A 16,871-nucleotide genomic window follows, 5' to 3' on the forward strand; every position below is an offset into this window, starting at 1 on the left:
CGCGAAATCCCCTCCGCCAAGTCCGAATATGTGGAAGATCCCTTGAACCCAACCCCCACAACACCCGTACCGCCATCCGGCGGTGTTGTGGAGCGCTAAACGATTACCGCACATCCGGGAAGCGGGTGCGGTGGGTTCGGGCAGCCTTTGTTGATCATTGTTGACCCACGTCCCGCGGTCTGGTCAAGTCGTCGTCGAAGGTTATGAGCAGGTTAAGGCTCCGGCTGTTCGCGCTGGTGCCGTCCCGACGGCGGTGGAAGGCGCGGGTGGTCTCGATGTGCTGGTTGCCCGATTCCGGTACGGCGACGGGACATTCCCATGTGTGATGTTTTCGAGGGTCCGCGGAGACCCGAGAGATTTCGCGGGCGGATTTCGCCGCACTTCGCGAATGGTTCCCCGGTCAAGCACGTCGGCCACCTCTACGGATCCACCCGGTCCAATGCCGCTCCGTCCCAGGTCGTCTGGGTGCAGGCCACCCCACGTCCGTTGCGGGGACGCAGGACGTCGTAGATGTGCATGCGGGGAATGCGGTCGGAGACCCCCCACCCGCTGGGCCAGGTGATGACCCAGTCCATGTCCAGGTCGACCAGCAGCCCGAGCATCCGGGCGATCGTGGGGTCGTCCAGCCGTTCGAACGCCTCGTCGAGCAGCACGAGCCGCAGCGGGTCGAACGACTCCGAGCCGCTGCTGACCGCGTCGTAGAACGAGGCGGCGGCGGCGAACAGGGTCACGTACGAGATCAGCCGGGTCTCACCCGACGACAGCTGCTTGAGCCGCCGTTCGCGCGGGTTGCCGTCCGGGCCGGTGTCGCCCACGGTCACGGTGAACTGGTGCCACGTCCGGTAGTCCAGCGCCCGCGACAGGATTTCCGCGTAACCGCCGGTGTCGCTGTCCCGCTCGGCTTCGATCCGCTCGGTGAACACCCGCCGCAGCGTCGCGTCCTGCTCCGGCGTGCGGTCCGCGTACGGCAGCCTGACCAGCGCCAACGCCTGCCGCGTCTCCTCGTCCAACGCCGACGACGACTTCCACGACAGCTTCACGTGCACGCCCTGGCTGGACCGCGCCTTGCCGAGCACGTCGTTCATCCGCTTGCACAGGTCCTCGGCCACCGCGATCTGCCCGCGCAGCCACTCGGCCAGGTCGCGGATCAGGTAGTCGGCGAAGATCCCCTGGTAGCGCTCGTCGAGGAACCCGCGCTGCTCGCCGAGCTTCGCGGTGACCTGCCGGGCGGCCACGGCCACCGGCCGGGTGCCCTCCTCGCCGGTCACCGTCACGGTCAGCAGCCCGGCGTGCTGCTCGGCGGCGATGTCGTGGCTGCTCGCCAGCGAGGTCTGCAACGCCTGGAGCCTGGTGATCACGGTCGCCTCGCCCGCGCCCCGGCGGTCGCCCGCCGCCGCGATGGCCTCCTGGACCGCGTCCAGGTCGCCCTCCACGTCGGGCAGCGCCGCGACCAGGATGCCCGGCGCCTCGACGGTGGCCTTGAACTGCTCGGCCACCCGCGTCCGGTCCGCCTCGGCCGACCCGTGCCGCTCGCGCGCCCCGTCGAGCTGGGCCTCCAGCTTCGCGGCCTGCTCGCGTGACGACGCGACCTGCTCCCGCATGCCCTTGAGGTCCTCGCGGAGCTTGCGCCGCGACGACTCCAGCGAACCCAGCTGGTCCGCGATCTCCCGCGCCTCCCCGCCGATCGCCTCGGTCAGCTCGGCCAGCGTCGCGGCCTGGGTCGCGTAGTCGACGCACCTGGCCTCGGCGTCGGTCTCGGCGGCCACCCGGTCCTCGCCCGCCGCGTGGTAGCGGTGGGTCGCGTCGGTCAGGTCCGTGACGGCGCCCTGGCACTGCCTGCGCAGCAGGTCGCCGAGCCGGTCCGCCGTCCGCTGCGCCTCACCCGCGGCCTGCTGCGACTGCCGCAGCCCCTCGGTCTCGGCGGGCAGCCCGGCCTCGCCCGCCTGCCGGACCAGCTCGCCCCGCGAGGCCTCGCCGCGGGCCTGCGCCTCGTCCAGTTCGGCCCGCAGCCCACGGGCCCGCGCCTGCGCCCGGTCGGCCGACTCGCGCGCGGCCTGCTCGCGGCTGTGCTTGGCGATCAGCTCGCCGTCGGACGGGAACCCGTCCAGGTGCGCCTCCCACCGCGCGACCAGGTCGCGTGCGGAGGCCAGTTCGTCCTCGGCCAAGCCCAACCCGTGGCGCAGTCCGGTCAGCTCGTCCTCCAGCTCGCCGATCCGCCGCCGCCGGGCGGACTCCCGCGCGCCGGCGCCGATGAACTCCGCGGCAGGCTTGCGCCACGCGCCGCCGAGCACACCTGCTTGCCAGCGCCCGTCGGTGGACAGCGCGAGCGCGTCACCGGAGTCCAGCGACACCGCCGCCAGCAGCGCGGCGACCACGTCCGCGCCCACCGCCGAACCGGGTTCCACGGCAGGCACCAGCACGGACGCCAGCGACGGGCCGTCGACCGCCGGGCGGGCGGTGGCCACGACGTCGTCGGCCACCGCGGACCCGTCGCCGGTCACCCAGGCGTCGAGCAGACCGCTGGCCTGCAACGCGGACTCCAGGCCCGCGCGCCCGGCCTCGTCCACGTCGGGCCGGAAGTCGACCAGCCGGTAGAACGGCGTGCCGGTCAGCGGGTCGCGGTCCGCGGCGACGTAACGGCCTGCCTCGGGCACCCGCTCCCCGCCCGACCGCAACGCGGCCAGTTCGGCGTCCAGCCCGTCGATGCGGCCGCGCAGGTCGGTGCGCTGCAAGGTGAACGCGTGCGCCGCGTCGCGGGCCGCCCGGACCAGGGGAGAGGTCCACTCGCGCGCCGCGGCGGTCACCGCGCGGGCGACCTCCGGGTCCACGGTCCCCGGCAGCTCGAACGCGCGGTCCGGCAGCCCGTCGGCCAGCGGCCCGGTGCCGCACCAGCGCTCGACGTGGTCCAGCCACGTCCGCGCCACCGCCGCCAGCTCCTGGCCCTCCCGGTCGCGCAGCGAACCCGCCTCGGTCGCGGCGGCCAGCGCGTCCTTCGCCTTCTGCCGCAGCACCTCGACCCGCTGCCGCTCCTGGTCCAGCCCACCGGCCCGCTCGTGCAGCGCGAGCGCGAGCGCCCCGCGCTGCCGGGCGGTCGACGCGATCCGCGCGGTCGCCTCCGCCGCGTCCGCCAGACCCGTCAGCACGGTCTCGGTCGCGGCAGTCGGGGGCACCCGCCGGTCGACCGGCAGCGGCTCCGCCTCCGGGTCCGGCTTCGCCCTGACCTGCTCGGTCACCGTCGTCGCCTCGGCGTGCGGGACCTTCGGCACGACCGGCGCCGACGCCGCGTCCAGCCCGGCCGCGCGCAGCTGCTGCCGCAGCGGCTCGGTCAGCTCGTCGGCCGACCCCAGGTCCTCCTGCAAGCGCCGCAACGACCGCAGCACGGCCTCGACCGCGCCGTCCTCCTGGAGCCGCTGCCTGTTCGCCATCTCCAGTGCCGCGATCGCCGACGATCGCTTCTCCGCCACCAGCTTCTCGCGCGTCTGGAGGTCCTGGAGGTCGCGGAACGCCGGCAGTTCCTTCAGCGCGGCGATGGTCTCCTCGGCCTGGCCCTCACCGGTCTCCAACGCCGTCTGGGCGCTCTCCGCCTCGGTGCGCGCGGCCCGCGTCCGCTCCAGGTTCCCCTCGAGCTTCGCGCACTCGCGCGCGAGCTTGCGCACGGCCTCCTCGGCCGCGCGCAGCCGTTCGGACGACGTGCGCAACCCGCCGAACGCGTAGTCGGAGTAGGTCTTGAGGAACGTGCCGAGCGCGGCGTCCGCGGACGACAACCGGGTGATGTTCTCCCGGATCGACTCCAGGTCGTCGAACGACGTCGCCAGCTGCTCGACCATCGTCTGGTCCAGCGGCGGCAGCGCGTCGGACAGGATCTGCTCCAGCTGCCCCTCGAGCACCTTCAGGCCGACGTCGGGGTTGCGCAGCGTCCGCTGGAGGTGCAGCAGGTCGCCGTACCGGGCGGCGGGCACGCCGTACACCGTCTCGGCGATCTTCGCGCGGAACGCGGCGTCCTCCAGCACGCAGTCCGCGCCGATGGCCTCGCGCAGGTGCACCGGGCCGAGCGGGATCCGCTCGTGGCCCGCCAGGTGCAGGTCGCGGCCGACGCGGGCCGGGGTGATGAACCGCCACGAGTCGGTGATCGCCTGCGACGTCCTGGACGCCTTCACGCCGAGCCCGCAGGTCAGGAACTCCTCGACCCCGTCGACCACCCGGCGCAGCTCGATCCACGCGTAGCCGATCCGGTTCGGGCCGCCGTCGTAGTCGTCGAGCATGAGCCGCCGGACGCTGACCGTGTCGAAGCCCTTGGACCCGACCTGGCGCAGGTCGCCGTCCAGGCACAGCGGCAGCAGCAGTTCCAGGGTCCGCGACTTGCCGGACCCGTTGGTGCCCTGGAAGATCGCCCGCCCACCGGAGAAGTCGAACGTCTGCTCGGTGTACTGCCACACGTTGACGATGCCGCCGCGGTGCAGCCGCCACCTGTCCCGCTCGAGCGTCACGACACGATCTCCTCGTCGAACAACGACCAGCCCGGTACCTCGGGCTCGATCGGGGCGGGGGCGGCGACCTCGCGTTCGGGGTCGCCGTCGGGGTCCGGGATCCAGCGGTGCGCGGCCGGGTTCACCAGCCACCCGCCTTCGGTGGGGACGGCCAAGCCCATGCGGCGCAACAGGTCCGTGACCTCGTCGACCAGCTTGGCGCCGTCCTCCACGATCTGCTTCGACCACGCGGCCGGGTAGTCCTCGACGAGCCGGTCGCACACCTCGCGCAACCGCACCGGCGTCACGAAGTGCCGCCCGTCGGAGCGCATGACCGGCTCGTCGTCGCCGTCGTACTCCAGTTCCAGCAACGACGGCAGCGCGAGCAGCGCGATCCGCGCGACCGTCGACGAACCGGGGAAGTACATGTCCGTCAGGTAGTCCTCCGGGTCGGCCGCGAGCACGCCCTCCAGCCGCGACTCGGTGTAGAGCCCGAAGCACTTCTCCAGCAGCACGGACTCCTTGCGCTGGTTGCGCCGCAGCCAGTCGGCCTGCTCGGCGGGCAGGTCCGCGTAGAGCACCAGCGGCGTCTCGACCAGCCTGCGCCGCACCGCGTGCTCGATCCCGCGCGGCCCCGGCCGGGCGGCCAGCTCCACCAGCCGCGACGGCGAGTCGGCCTCGGCCACCGGGCCGGTCAGCAGCTGGCCCAGCAGGTCCGTGTCGATCGTGATCAGCGCCTCCGTCTGCACGTCCGCGCCGACCTGGCCCTCGGTCTCGTGCAGCACGCCCAGCGACACCAGGTGCCGCAGCGCGGCCGTCAGCGCCCGCCGGTCCACCACGTCGTCCACGACCTCGATGCCCGCCTCCACGGCGGCCGACCGGACGTCGGACACCAGGCGGGACAGGAGGGTCTGCCTGCCGACACCGGTCAGCACGGCCAGCGTCAACGCCAGGTAGGCGTACGCCCGCGGCGACGTCCCCGGCACACCGCGGGTGTCGTCCACGCCCGGTCCGGACTTGTAGAGCCGCGCGAACCGCCGCTCCACCACCAGCCGGTAGCCGAGCAGACCCGCGAACAGGTCCTGCAACGCGAACCGGTGCCGGTACACCAGCGTCAGCAGCTCACCGTCCGGGCCGTCGCCGCGCAGCAGCGGTCGGCGCAGCAGCGTGCGCGCGCACCGCACCACGTTCGCGGCGTCGATGTCGGGGAGGTCGTCCAGGGCGGTGCTCATGCCGTCTCCGCCGGGGAGATCACGTCGGTCGCATGTGATGCCGCCTCCGCTGGGAAGAGCACGTCGGAGGGCCTCATTCGCTCAAAGCCAACCGCGCGTCGTGCAACGTCAAGGTGCCGGCCTTCGAGGTGATCTTCGTGGTCTCGCCCAGCGCGTGGTCCACGGTGACCCGCAGCCCGCGCACCGGGTCCGCCGCCGACCCGGAGTCCGCCGCGCTCTCCCGCTGCGCCATCGCCAGCGTCAGCAGCTCGCACAGCACGCCCAGCGCGTCGCCGGACAGCGTCGTCGAGCCGAGCCGCGGCGCGGCGGCGGCCAGCTCGGCCACCGACGCGGCCCGCTGCTCGTCGGCCTCGCGGGCCTGCGCCAGCAGCGACTGCTCGGTGATCGGGTCGTCCATGATCCGCGACGTCCGGCCGCGCGCGCCCCGGTCGCCCCGGCTGCGGACGCTCACGGTCACGTCCCGCACCGGCCCGTCGCGCCACGGTGTGCGCTCGTTGTCGCTGTCGTGCTCCGGCGCGGGCAGCACGTGCCGCGCGGAGTACAGCCCGAACGCCGCCGCGTACAGCTCGTGCCCCTGCTCGCGGGTGCCCGAGTCGAACCAGGACGCGAGCTTCAGCAACTCCGCCCGACGGCCGGGCAGCAACCCGCCGCCGGAGGTCGCGCGCTTCACCGACGCCAGCAGCGACCCGATCGCGCGGGCCGTCGCCTCGCGCAGCGCCGTGACCTGGCTCGGGTAGCCGGGGCGGTCGACGAACCAGCCCGCCAGCTCCTGCCAGTCGGCCGCAGACCGGCCGCGCGCCCGTTCCACGTCGCCGCCCAGCCCGTCCGTGCCGCCGAGCAGCCGCAGCAGCTCGCCGCGCGCCTTGGCCAGGCCAGCGAGGGCGTCCGCGATGGCGGGGGTGTGCCGCAGCACGTCCTCGACGACCATCTGGATGTACTCGACGAGCAGGTTGCGGAACCCGGAGATCTCCTCGGGCGCCAGGTGGTGCCGCGTCACGACCTGGCCCAGGTAGGCGTAGAAGTCGCGCACCGTGGCGGCCAACTCGGCGTGCTGGAGGAACACCGTCGTCACCCGCTCGGCCAGCACCTCCCGCGACCGCCTGCTCTCGCCGGTGACCAGCGCCTCGGACAGCGCGCCGCCCAGCTCGCCCAGGCCGCGCTCGATCGCGGGCAGCAGCTCCCGCGACACCTCGCGGGCGCCCTCGGGCACCCGCAGCAGCTGGTCCACGTCCCGCTGCACCCGCACCGCGAGCTTGCTCACCTGGTACCGGACGCTGCCGTGCTGGAACTCCGCGATGCTCGCCGCCACCACCTCGCGCCGCCCCTGGACCAGGTTCCCCCACTCCACGAGCTGCTTGAGCCGGTTGATGACGTTCTCGATCCGGGACTCGCCCGCGTCGACGGCGCCCAGCCGCTCGGCCCCCGCGAGCGCGCCCGCGACCTCGCCCGCGGACAGGTCGGCCAGCAGCGTGGAGGTGAACAACCGCATGATCGCCAGGTAGGTGCGCTGGTAGTCGCGTGCGTCGAGGTACGCGTAGAGCTTCAGGCGGCCGGCGGGTTCCACGATCGGCCACCCTAATGCCGGGCACCGACAGTTCTGGCCACCGGGAACTCCGGCCCTAACTCGAAGGAGTGAACGCGGACGCTATACCGTGCCGTGTCGACTTCGGGGAGGTCTGCCTTGGGCGTGGGACGAGCGGCGGGTTTGCTGCTGGGTGTGGCCGCCGACGCGGTCTTCGGCGACCCGCGGCGGCACCACCCGGTCGCGGTCTTCGGCCGTGCCGCGGGGGCGACCGAGCGGACCACCTACCGCGACAGCCGCACGGCGGGCGCCCGGCACACGGCGCTGCTCACCGGCGGCGTGCTGGTGCTGGGCGTGGCCGTGGAGCGGATGGGCGGGCGCAGCGAGCTGGTCAAGGCGCTGACCACGGCCGCCGCGACCTGGGTCGTGCTCGGCGGCTCGTCGCTGGCCAAGGAGGGCACCGCCATGGGCCGCGAGCTCGACGGCGGCGACCTGGAGGCCGCCCGCGCCCGGCTGCCCAACCTGTGCGGGCGCGAACCCGCCGCCCTGGACACGCTGGCGCTGGCCAGGGCGACCGTGGAGTCCGTGGCGGAGAACACGTCCGACGCCGTGGTCGCCCCGCTGCTGTGGGGCGCCGTGGCGGGCGTGCCCGGCCTGCTGGCCTACCGCGCGGTGAACACCCTGGACGCCATGATCGGCCACAAGTCGGACCGCTACCTGCGCTTCGGCTGGGCCGCCGCCCGCCTCGACGACCTCGCCAACCTGGTCCCCGCCCGCGCAGCCGCCCTGCTCACCGTCGTCGCCGCGCCGGTCGTCGGCGGTTCGGCCGCGGAGGCGTGGGAGGTCTGGCGCCGCGACGCCTCGGCCCACCCCAGCCCCAACGCGGGCCAGGTGGAGGCGGCGTTCGCGGGGGCGCTGGAGATCCGCCTCGGCGGTCGCACGGTGTACTCCTACGGCGCCGAGGACCGCGCGGTGCTCGGCCACGGCCGCAACCCCGACGCGGGGCACGTGACCAGGGCCGTCGAGCTGTCGAGGGTGGTCGGCGCGCTGTCCGCGCTGCTAGCGGCCGGCCTGGCGCTGTTCGCCCGACGCCGCCAGCACTGACCCGGACCCGGCCTCGAGCCCCGTCCCGGCCTCGTCCTCGGCCAGCATCTCGGCGACCGTCTTCCGCCTGGGCCGGGGCTCGGTGAGCGCGCCGCCCGGCTGGATCTCGCGCCAGCTGAAGTACGCCCAGCCGCCGATCGCCATCACGCCGAACGCGATCCACTGCAACGCGTAGGAGAAGAACGGCCCGGACTCCATCCGCGGCAGCGGCAGCGCGTCGAGCACACCGGGCTGGCCCTCGGAGAGCTGGAAGTAGCCGGGCCGGATGTCCAGCCCCGCGGCCCGGCCGACGACGGCGGAGTTGATCGCGTAGACCTGCCTGCGGCCGTCCTCGGTGAACGCGTCCCGGTTGTCGTTCTCACCGGCCCGCACCCACGCCACCGTCGTGACCCGCGTGGTGGGCGGGGCGGCGACGTCGGGCACGCTCACGCCGCTGGCGGGGCGCAGGTAACCGCGGTCCACCAGCACCGTCTGCCCGCTGTCCAGCAGGAACGGCGTCACGACCTCGAAGGCGGCCTCGCCCTGCACGGTCCGCAGCCTGGCCACGGCCTCGCCCGCGGGGAGGAACTTCCCGGTGAGCGACACCTTGTGCCACTCGATCTCGGAGTTGGGGCGGTCCAGCACGGTGCCGACCGGCACCGGCTCCGACTTCATCGCCGTCGTCAGGGCGTCGTTCTGCGCCACGCGCTCGTCGTTGCGCCCGAACTGCCAGGGCATAAGCATCGTGAAGCAGGCGCCCGCGAACACCCAGACGGCCAGCGTCAACGCCAGCCAACCTGGTCGCAACAAGAACCGGAACCGCACGCCTCCACGGTAAGCGCTGCGCGGATCAGCGGCTGACGAGGGTCCGCCCGAACCGCGCCTCGAACCCCCGGCCGCTCGGCGCCGCCACCATGACCCCGGCCAGGACCGGCACGGCGGGCGGGAAGTACCCGAACCGCAGCATGGCCGTCGGCTCGTCGTCGCCGAGCCCGTACCGCACGGTCACCGCGTCGCCCGCCCGTTCGACGGAGAACGCCACCCGGTCGACCGCCGCCACCGGGGTCATCGACCAGTCGGAGAAGCCCCTGGTCACCACGGTGCTGAGGTGGAACCCGCCGTCCACCCACTCGACCCCGGCCTTGACCCAGTTCTCCGCGTCGATCCGCAGCGCGAGACCGGCCTGGTCGAACTGCTCGGTGTAGTCGCCGGTGAACGTCGTGGTGATCGTGAAGTCGCCCGACAGCCACTGCCCGCGGATGTGCGCGGTGTCCCGGTCGTACCCGTAGTGGGTGGTGCGCCAGAGGTCGGTGTCCGGGTCGGCTGTGACGAACAGCTCGCCCTCCGGTCCGGCCGACCACTTCGCGGGCTCGTTGAACCACTCGTCCATCCGGCCATGATGGCGGCTCGTCACGCCCTCGGCATCGGCCGGACGGCCGCCGGGGCGTGCACCCCGACGGCCGTCGTGCCGTCAAGTCGCGTGACGTCCCCCGTCGACGTCCAGGACCGCGCCCTGGACGAACGACGCCCCGTCGCCCGCGAGGTAGGCGATGGCGGCGGCGATCTCCTCGGGCGCCGCGGGCCGCCCGGCGGGGGCGAGCGAGGCGAGCTGGTCGAGCCGGTCGCCGAACACCGCGGTGCCCTCCGTGCGGGTCGGACCGGGGCTGACCGCGTTGACCCGCACCCCACCGGGCCCGAACTCCGCCGCCCACGACTTCGTGAGCAGCAGCAGCGCCGCCTTGCTCGACCCGTACAGCGCCATTCCCGCCACGCCGAACCGGGCGACCATGGTCAGCACGTTGACCACGGCCCCGTGACCGCGCGCGGCCATCGCCGGAGCCAGCTCGGCGGTCAGGATGAACGGCGCCCGCACGTTGACCGCGAACACGGAGTCGATCTCGTCGGCCGTGGTCGCCGCGGTCGGCCCCGCCGGGAACACGCCTGCGTTGTTGACCAGCACGTCCACGTGCCCACCACCGAGGTCCACGGCCCGGCGGGCCAGCGCCCGGACGGCGTCGGCGTCACCGAGGTCGCTCGCGGCGAAGTCCGCCTTGCCGCCCGCGGCGCGGATCGCGGCGACGACCGCGTCCCCGCGCCCGACGTCCCGACCCGCGACGACCACGTGCGCGCCGCGCTCGGCGAGCAGCACCGCCACCGCCCGCCCGATGCCGCTGGTGGCGCCGGTGACCAGCGCGGTGGACCCGGAAAGACCGCTCGCCACGTCAGACCGCCTCGTCCAGGATCGCGGCCAGTTCCGCGGCCCGGTTGACCATGGGCCAATGCCAGCTGAGCAGCTCGCGGAAGGCCAGCCCGTCGTCGGCCATGTGCCGGAACGCGGGGGAGCTGCCCACCCTGGCCTGGAGCTGCTCCAGATCGAAGCTGCACAGCACGTGCAGGCGCGGCAGCTCCTCCCACGCCCCGGTCAACCGGACCGGGGACGTCGCGGTGGCCCACGGCTGCGGCACCGACAGCTCCACCAGCCGCTCCACGGCCTCCTTGGTCACCCCCGGCACGTCGGCGGCCAGCTCCGCCCAGTCCGGCGGCGGCAACCGCCAGCCGTCACCCACCAGTCCGGCGTTCTGCTCCTGCTCCGCGGGCGGCGCGAACTCGCTCTGCGACATCCCGTCCGGCAGCGGCCCGCTGTCGATGAACACGAGCCTGGAGATCCGCTCCGGCACCCGGTCGGCCACGCTCGGCACCACCACGGCTCCCGCGTAGCTGTGCCCGACCAGCACCACGTCGTGCAGGTCCTCGTAGCGGATCAGGTTCAACACATCGGTGACATGCGTTTCGAGATCGGTGTCCGGCCGCGCCAAGTGCGCCCGCTCACCCAACCCCGTCAAGCTCAGCGCGTGCACGTCATGACCGCGTCCACGCAGGTCAGCGGCCACCGCTCGCCAGGCCCAAGCCCCGAGCCAGAACCCCGGGAGAAGTACGTAAGTCGACATGCCGACGACGCTAGGAGCAATACCGGGCAGCATCCGCCCGGTATCCGTGGAAATCTTCCGGACATGACCAGACCCACCGCACGAGTGCTGGCGCTACTGGAAATCCTCCAGTCGGGCGGCACCCGCACCGTCGCCGACCTGGCGACCAGACTCGGAGTGGACGAACGCACCGTCCGCCGCTACGCCGGGCACCTGACCGCCCTGGACATCCCCGTCCGCTCCATCCGCGGCCGCTACGGCGGCTACCAGCTCGCCCCCGGCTTCCGCATGCCCCCGCTGATGCTCACCGACGAAGAGGCGCTGGCCGTCCTGCTCGGCCTCGTCGCAGGCCGCCGGGCAGGCCTGGTGTCCACCTCGATCGCCGCCATGGAAAGCGCCGCCGCCAAGGTCCGCCGCGTCCTACCCGAACCACTGGCCCGCAAACTCGACACCCTGCTCACCACCGCCGAGTTCACCGCCCGACCCCGCCCCACCACCACCCCGGAAACCGGCGTCCTGCTGCTGCTCGCCGAAGCCGCCCGCACCCGCAAACCCATCGCCCTGACCTACACCGCCTGGGGCGGCAACCAAAGCCGGCGCACCCTCCACCCCTACGGCATCGTCGCCCACTCCGGCCGCTGGTACGTCACCGGCGCCGACTCCTCCAGCGGCGAGGTCCGCACCTTCCGCCTGGACCGCATCGACTCCGCCACCGAAACCCCCGGCACCTTCGACATCCCCACCGACTTCGACCCCACCACCCACGTCCTGTCCGGCCTGGCCGAAGTCCCACGCCCACACCAGGTATCACTGCGCGTCAAGGGCACGAAGGACGAGATCAGAGCCCAACTACCAGCCAGCGTCGCCACCATCGACGAACTACCGAACACCCCGACCTGGGTACAAGTCCGCCTGCGCACCGAACGCCTCGACTGGATCCCAGCCCTGCTGGCCCGAATCGACCGACCGTTCGTCATCGAACACCCGGAAGCCCTGCGCGACCACGTGCGCGCCCTGGCCCGACGTCTGACCACCTCGGCCGACGCCACCTGACGCCCGGCCGGGAACCGCCTTCACAGCCTTTCCCGCACCCACCCCATCAACCCCGGCACGGCGGCCTCGACCATCCTCAGCACCTCGCCGAACCCCTCACGACCCCCGTAGTACGGGTCCGGCACGTCCACCCCGTCCGCGTCGGGGTCGAACGACCTCAACAACCTCACCCTCCCCGGATCCCCCGACAACCTCCGCAACTCCCGCGCGTGCCCGGAATCCAGGGCCACCAGCAGATCCGCCCCCAGGTGCTCTTCGCCGACCTGCGCGGCCACGTGCTCCGGCCGATACCCGGCGTCCACCAACGACCGGGCCGCCCGGTGATCGGCCGCGTCCCCGACGTGCCACCCGCCGGTGCCCGCGCTGGACACCTCCACCACGTCCTCCAACCCGGCCCGCCGCAAATGCTCCCGGAACACGATCGCAGCCACCGGCGACCGGCAGATGTTGCCCGTGCAGACGAACGTCACATGCATCCCTCGACCCTAATCCCGGACCCACGCGCGTCGCCGCCGCCGCTCTCCACCACCTGACCTGGTCGGAACACCCCTCCGAGCGCACTAGAATTCCAAGTGATGACCAGCCTGGACACAGAGCGCGCCCTGTTGCGCCACCACGGGGACGTCGACGCCGCTCCCGGCCTCGCCGACTTCGCGGTGAACGTGCGCGTGCCGCGTCCGCCCGCCTGGCTGCGCACCCGCCTGGCCGCCGCCCTGGACGACCTCGGCCGCTACCCGACCGACCTCGCCGACCTCACCGCGCGCCGGACGGTCGCCGAACGCCACGGCCGCGCCCCGGACGAGGTGCTGGTCCTCGCGGGCGCCGCCGAGGGCTTCGCCCTGCTGCCCGTGCTGGGGCCCAAGCTCGCCGCCGTGGTGCACCCGTCGTTCACCGAACCCGAGGTCGCGCTGGTCGATGCCGGTGTACCGGTGCACCGGGTGCTGCTGCGTCCCGAGGACGGGTACGCGCTGCGCCCGGACCTGGTGCCGGAGGAAGCCGACCTGGTGGTGATCGGCAACCCGACGAACCCGACCTCCGTGCTGCACGCCGCCGCCGCGCTGCGCGAACTCGTCCGGCCGGGCCGGGTGCTGGTGGTGGACGAGGCGTTCGCCGACACCGCGCCGGGTGAACCGGAGTCGCTGGCGGGGGAGCGGCTGCCCGGACTGCTGGTGCTGCGCAGCCTGACCAAGACGTGGGGCCTGGCCGGACTGCGCGCCGGCTACCTGCTCGGCGATCCCGCGCTGCTGGCCAGGGTCGCCCGCCACCGTCCACAGTGGCCGGTCGGCAGCCTGGTGCTGGAGGCCGTGACCGCCTGCTGCGAACCCGTCGCCGTCGCCGAGGCCCGCGCGATCGCCGAGCGGACGGTGCCGCACACCGCGCACGCCGCGGCCGCGTTGACCGATCTGGTCGTCGTGCCGCCGAGGGCGCCGTTCCTGCTGCTGCGCGTCCCAGGTGGCGAGCGGGTGCGGGAAGCGCTGCGGGACAAGGGTTTCGCCGTGCGCCGAGGGGACACCTTCCCCGGCCTGACGACAGACCACCTCCGGGTCGCCACCCGGCCGCCCGAGGAGTTCGACCACCTGGTCGACGCACTACGAGTCGTGCTGGAGGAACGGTGACCACCACTCTCGGGCGGGTGATCGCGGCTCTGGAGGCCGCCTACCCGCCGAGCGCCGCCGAGTCGTGGGACGCGGTCGGCCTCATCTGCGGCGACCCCGCCGAACAGGTCACCCGCGTGCTGTTCGCGGTCGACCCCACCGAGTCCGTCGTGGACGAGGCGATCGAGGTCGCCGCCCAGGCCGTCGTCGTGCACCACCCACTGCTGCTGCGCGGCGTCACCGGCGTGCCCGCGGACGACCCCAAGGGCCACCTGGTCCACCGGCTCATCCGCGCCAGCATCGCGCTGTACTGCGCGCACACCAACGCCGACGTCGCCGACCCCGGTGTCTCCGACGCCCTCGCGGCGGCGATCGGCGTGACGGTCACCGGCCCGCTGAGCCCGAACCCCGCGCCGCCGCTCGACGTGCTCACCACGTTCGTCCCGCACGCCGACGCCGTGGAAGTCCTCGCCGCCCTGCACGCCGCGGGCGCCGGGCAGATCGGCAACTACCGCGACGCCGCGTTCACCGTGGCGGGCACCGGCCAGTTCCTCCCGGTCGACGGCGCGAACCCCGCGATCGGCACCCTCGGCGAGCTGGAGCACGTCGACGAGACCCGCGTCGAGGTCGTGCTGGAACGGCGGCTGCGCACCAGGATCGTCGACGCGCTGCGCGCCGCCCACCCGTACGAGGAGGTGGCGCTGAACCTGCACGAGATGGCGGACCTGCCCTCCCGCACGGGTCTCGGCCGCGTCGGCGTCCTGCCGGAGCCCGAACCGCTGAGCGCGTTCGTCCAGCGCGTCGCCGACGGCCTGCCCCCGACGGTGCAGGGCGTGCGCGCGACGGGTGATCCTGATCGCACGATCCACCGCGTCGCCGTCAGCGGCGGCTCCGGCGACAGCCTGCTGAAGGCCGCGACGGCCGCGGGCGTGGACGCCTTCGTGACCGCCGACCTGCGCCACCACCCCGCATCCGAGCACGCGGCGGGCGGCGCCGCCGTGCCCGCGCTCGTCGACGTCGCGCACTGGGCCAGCGAGTGGCCGTGGTGCGAGCAGGCGGCGGGCGTCGTGCGCTCCGCGTTCGACGGTACGGTCGATGTACTCGTCTCCACCCGCCGAACCGATCCGTGGACCGTCGGTGCGACGAGCCTAACCAGGAGGACCAACCAAAGATGAAGGCCGATCCCGCTGTGCAGCGCAGGCTGCTCCCGCTCGCCGAGGTCGACGCCGAACTCTCGCGCGTAGACCACCGCAGGCGCACGCTGCCGGAGATCGTCGAGATCGCCGAAGCGGAGAAGCAGCTGCGGCTGAAGACGGACGCGCTCACCACGATCGAGACCACCCTGGGCGACCTGAACCGCGACGTGAAGCGGCAGGAGACCGAGATCGACCAGGTCCGCGCCCGCGAGGAGCGCGACCGCAAGCTCATGCAGGGGGGCACGGTCGGCGCGAAGCAGCTCACCGAGCTGGAGCACGAGCTGGCGACCCTGGAGCGCAGGCAGTCCGCGCTCGAGGACGACCTGCTGGAGCTGATGGAACGCCGCGAAGCCGTCGAGGCCGACGTGCTGCACTCGCGCGTCGAGCTGGAGAAGTCGCAGGCCGCCATGGCCGACGCCGCCCGCCGCCGCGACGCGACGCTGGCCGACCTCGACTCCATCGAGGCCAAGCGGAAGGCCGACCGCGAGAAGGCGGGCGCGGGCTTCCCGGCCGACCTGCTGGCCCTCTACGAGAAGGTCCGCGCGCACAAGGGCATCGGCGCGGGCCTGCTGCGCTCCCGTCGCTGCGGCGCGTGCCGCATCGAACTGGACCGCAGCGCGTTCTCCATGGTCAAGGAAGCCGCGCCGGACGCGGTCCTCCGCTGCGAGGAGTGCGGCGCGATCATGGTGCGCACGGCGGAATCAGGCCTGTGACCCGCAAGGTCGTCATCGAGGCGGACGGCGGCTCCCGCGGCAACCCCGGTCCCGCCGGGTACGGCGCGGTCGTCCGCGACGCGCTGACCGGCGAGGTGCTCGCCGAGCGCTTCGCCGGGCTCGGCCACGTGACCAACAACGTCGCCGAGTACCAGGGCCTCATCGCGGGCCTGCGCGCCGCCGCCGAACTGGAGGCCGACGAGGTCGAGGCCCGCATGGACTCGAAGCTCGTCGTCGAGCAGATGTCCGGCCGCTGGCAGGTCAAGCACCCCTCCATGCAGCCGTTGGCCGCCGAGGCCCGCTCGCTCGCCAAGGGGTTCGCCCGCATCCACTACACGTGGATCCCGCGCGAGCGGAACAAGCACGCCGACCGGCTCGCCAACCAGGCCATGGACGAGCAGGCGGGCATCACCACCAAGCCGGAGGCCGCACCCCAGCAGCCCCCGGCCTCCTGGTCCGGCGCCGTTGGCACCCCCACCCGCCTGCACCTGCTCAGGCACGGCCAGACGGAGCTGTCGGTGGCCCGCCGCTACTCCGGCCGCGGCAACCCGCCGCTCACCGAGACCGGCAGGCACCAGGCGGCCTCCGCCGCTCGGCGCCTGTCGAAGCTCGACGACATCGCCGCCGTCGTCAGCTCCCCGCTCGGCCGCACCCGCGAGACCGCCGAAGCCGTCGCCAAGGCGCTCGGCACGACGGTGGTCACCGTGGACGGCCTGATCGAGACCGACTTCGGCGCCTGGGAGGGCCTCACCTTCACCGAGGCCGCCGAACGCGACCCCGACGTCCACCGCAGGTGGCTGTCCGACACCTCGGTCGCCCCGCCGGGCGGCGAGAGCTTCGACGAGGTCCACCGCCGGGTCAGACGCGCCCGCAACGACCTCATCACCGAGCACGGCGGCAAGAACATCGTCGTCGTCAGCCACGTCACCCCGATCAAGACGCTGCTGCGCATGGCCCTCGACGTGGGCCCATCACTGCTTTTCCGCCTCCACCTGGACTTGGCCGCACTCTCGGTGACCGAGTTCTACCCGGATGGCCACGCCTCGGTCCGCCTCGTCAACGACACCTCGCACCTGACCTGAGA

General features: G+C 73.3%; 14 protein-coding genes. 6 read left to right on the plus strand and 8 right to left on the minus strand.

Going from position 1 to position 16,871, the window contains the following annotated elements:
- Positions 1-419 precede the first annotated feature (419 nt).
- The 3 genes from RM788_RS30450 to RM788_RS30460 form a co-directional block, all read right to left on the minus strand.
- Positions 420-4,487 (minus strand): TIGR02680 family protein, encoded by a 4,068-nt coding sequence (locus tag RM788_RS30450; protein WP_315921447.1) that lies wholly within the window; start codon positions 4,485-4,487, stop codon positions 420-422.
- The gene (locus RM788_RS30455; RefSeq protein ID WP_315921449.1) at positions 4,484-5,698 is read right to left on the minus strand and encodes a TIGR02678 family protein; all 1,215 of its coding nucleotides are present in this window, start codon (positions 5,696-5,698) and stop codon (positions 4,484-4,486) included. The genes RM788_RS30450 and RM788_RS30455 overlap by 4 nt, the downstream gene beginning before the upstream one ends.
- Positions 5,699-5,771: 73 nt before the next feature.
- On the minus strand, positions 5,772-7,262 hold the full coding sequence (locus RM788_RS30460; protein ID WP_315921451.1) for a DUF2397 domain-containing protein: 1,491 nt from the start codon (positions 7,260-7,262) through the stop codon (positions 5,772-5,774).
- A 117-nt stretch (positions 7,263-7,379) separates the two neighbouring features.
- On the opposite strand from RM788_RS30460, the gene RM788_RS30465 reads away from it, so the two are divergent.
- A complete protein-coding gene (locus tag RM788_RS30465; RefSeq protein WP_315921453.1) occupies positions 7,380-8,324 on the plus strand; it encodes a cobalamin biosynthesis protein in 945 nt (314 codons plus the stop codon).
- Here the strand turns inward: RM788_RS30465 and RM788_RS30470 are convergent.
- The 4 genes from RM788_RS30470 to RM788_RS30485 all read right to left on the minus strand — a co-directional run bounded on the left by RM788_RS30470 (position 8,280) and on the right by RM788_RS30485 (position 11,284).
- The gene (locus tag RM788_RS30470; protein WP_315921455.1) at positions 8,280-9,128 is read right to left on the minus strand and encodes an SURF1 family cytochrome oxidase biogenesis protein; all 849 of its coding nucleotides are present in this window, start codon (positions 9,126-9,128) and stop codon (positions 8,280-8,282) included. The two genes, RM788_RS30465 and RM788_RS30470, sit on opposite strands and share 45 nt — an antisense overlap.
- 25 nt (positions 9,129-9,153) lie before the next feature.
- A complete protein-coding gene (locus RM788_RS30475; RefSeq protein WP_315921457.1) occupies positions 9,154-9,693 on the minus strand; it encodes a DUF1349 domain-containing protein in 540 nt (179 codons plus the stop codon).
- Positions 9,694-9,774: 81 nt separating this feature from the next.
- A complete protein-coding gene (locus tag RM788_RS30480; protein ID WP_315921459.1) occupies positions 9,775-10,524 on the minus strand; it encodes an SDR family NAD(P)-dependent oxidoreductase in 750 nt (249 codons plus the stop codon).
- 1 nt (position 10,525) lies between these two features.
- Positions 10,526-11,284, minus strand: a complete 759-nt coding sequence (locus RM788_RS30485) for an alpha/beta fold hydrolase (protein ID WP_315921461.1) — start codon at positions 11,282-11,284, stop codon at positions 10,526-10,528.
- 30 nt (positions 11,285-11,314) lie between these two features.
- Here RM788_RS30485 and RM788_RS30490 point away from each other — a divergent pair, with 30 nt between their 5' ends.
- Positions 11,315-12,283, plus strand: coding sequence for a helix-turn-helix transcriptional regulator (locus tag RM788_RS30490; protein ID WP_315921463.1), 969 nt, complete (start codon positions 11,315-11,317; stop codon positions 12,281-12,283).
- 20 nt (positions 12,284-12,303) lie between these two features.
- On the opposite strand, the gene RM788_RS30495 is transcribed toward RM788_RS30490, so the two are convergent.
- Positions 12,304-12,759 (minus strand): low molecular weight protein-tyrosine-phosphatase, encoded by a 456-nt coding sequence (locus RM788_RS30495; RefSeq protein ID WP_315921465.1) that lies wholly within the window; start codon positions 12,757-12,759, stop codon positions 12,304-12,306.
- Between the two features lie 99 nt (positions 12,760-12,858).
- Here RM788_RS30495 and cobC point away from each other — a divergent pair, with 99 nt between their 5' ends.
- Genes cobC through RM788_RS30515 form a run of 4 tightly spaced genes read left to right on the plus strand, consistent with a single transcriptional unit; the run spans position 12,859 to position 16,869 of the window.
- Positions 12,859-13,899, plus strand: coding sequence for an Rv2231c family histidinol phosphate aminotransferase CobC (gene cobC / locus RM788_RS30500; protein WP_315921467.1), 1,041 nt, complete (start codon positions 12,859-12,861; stop codon positions 13,897-13,899).
- The gene (locus RM788_RS30505; protein WP_315921469.1) at positions 13,896-15,053 is read left to right on the plus strand and encodes a Nif3-like dinuclear metal center hexameric protein; all 1,158 of its coding nucleotides are present in this window, start codon (positions 13,896-13,898) and stop codon (positions 15,051-15,053) included. The genes cobC and RM788_RS30505 overlap by 4 nt, the downstream gene beginning before the upstream one ends.
- Positions 15,050-15,787 carry a zinc ribbon domain-containing protein gene (locus RM788_RS30510; RefSeq protein ID WP_315921472.1) on the plus strand — a complete coding sequence of 246 codons (738 nt, stop codon included), beginning with the start codon at positions 15,050-15,052 and terminating at the stop codon, positions 15,785-15,787. Before RM788_RS30505 ends, RM788_RS30510 begins: the two co-directional genes overlap by 4 nt.
- A complete protein-coding gene (locus RM788_RS30515) occupies positions 15,784-16,869 on the plus strand; it encodes a bifunctional RNase H/acid phosphatase (protein ID WP_315921474.1) in 1,086 nt (361 codons plus the stop codon). Before RM788_RS30510 ends, RM788_RS30515 begins: the two co-directional genes overlap by 4 nt.
- Positions 16,870-16,871: the final 2 nt, after the last annotated feature.

Source organism: Umezawaea sp. Da 62-37 (genome assembly GCF_032460545.1).
Lineage (GTDB): Bacteria > Actinomycetota > Actinomycetes > Mycobacteriales > Pseudonocardiaceae > Umezawaea.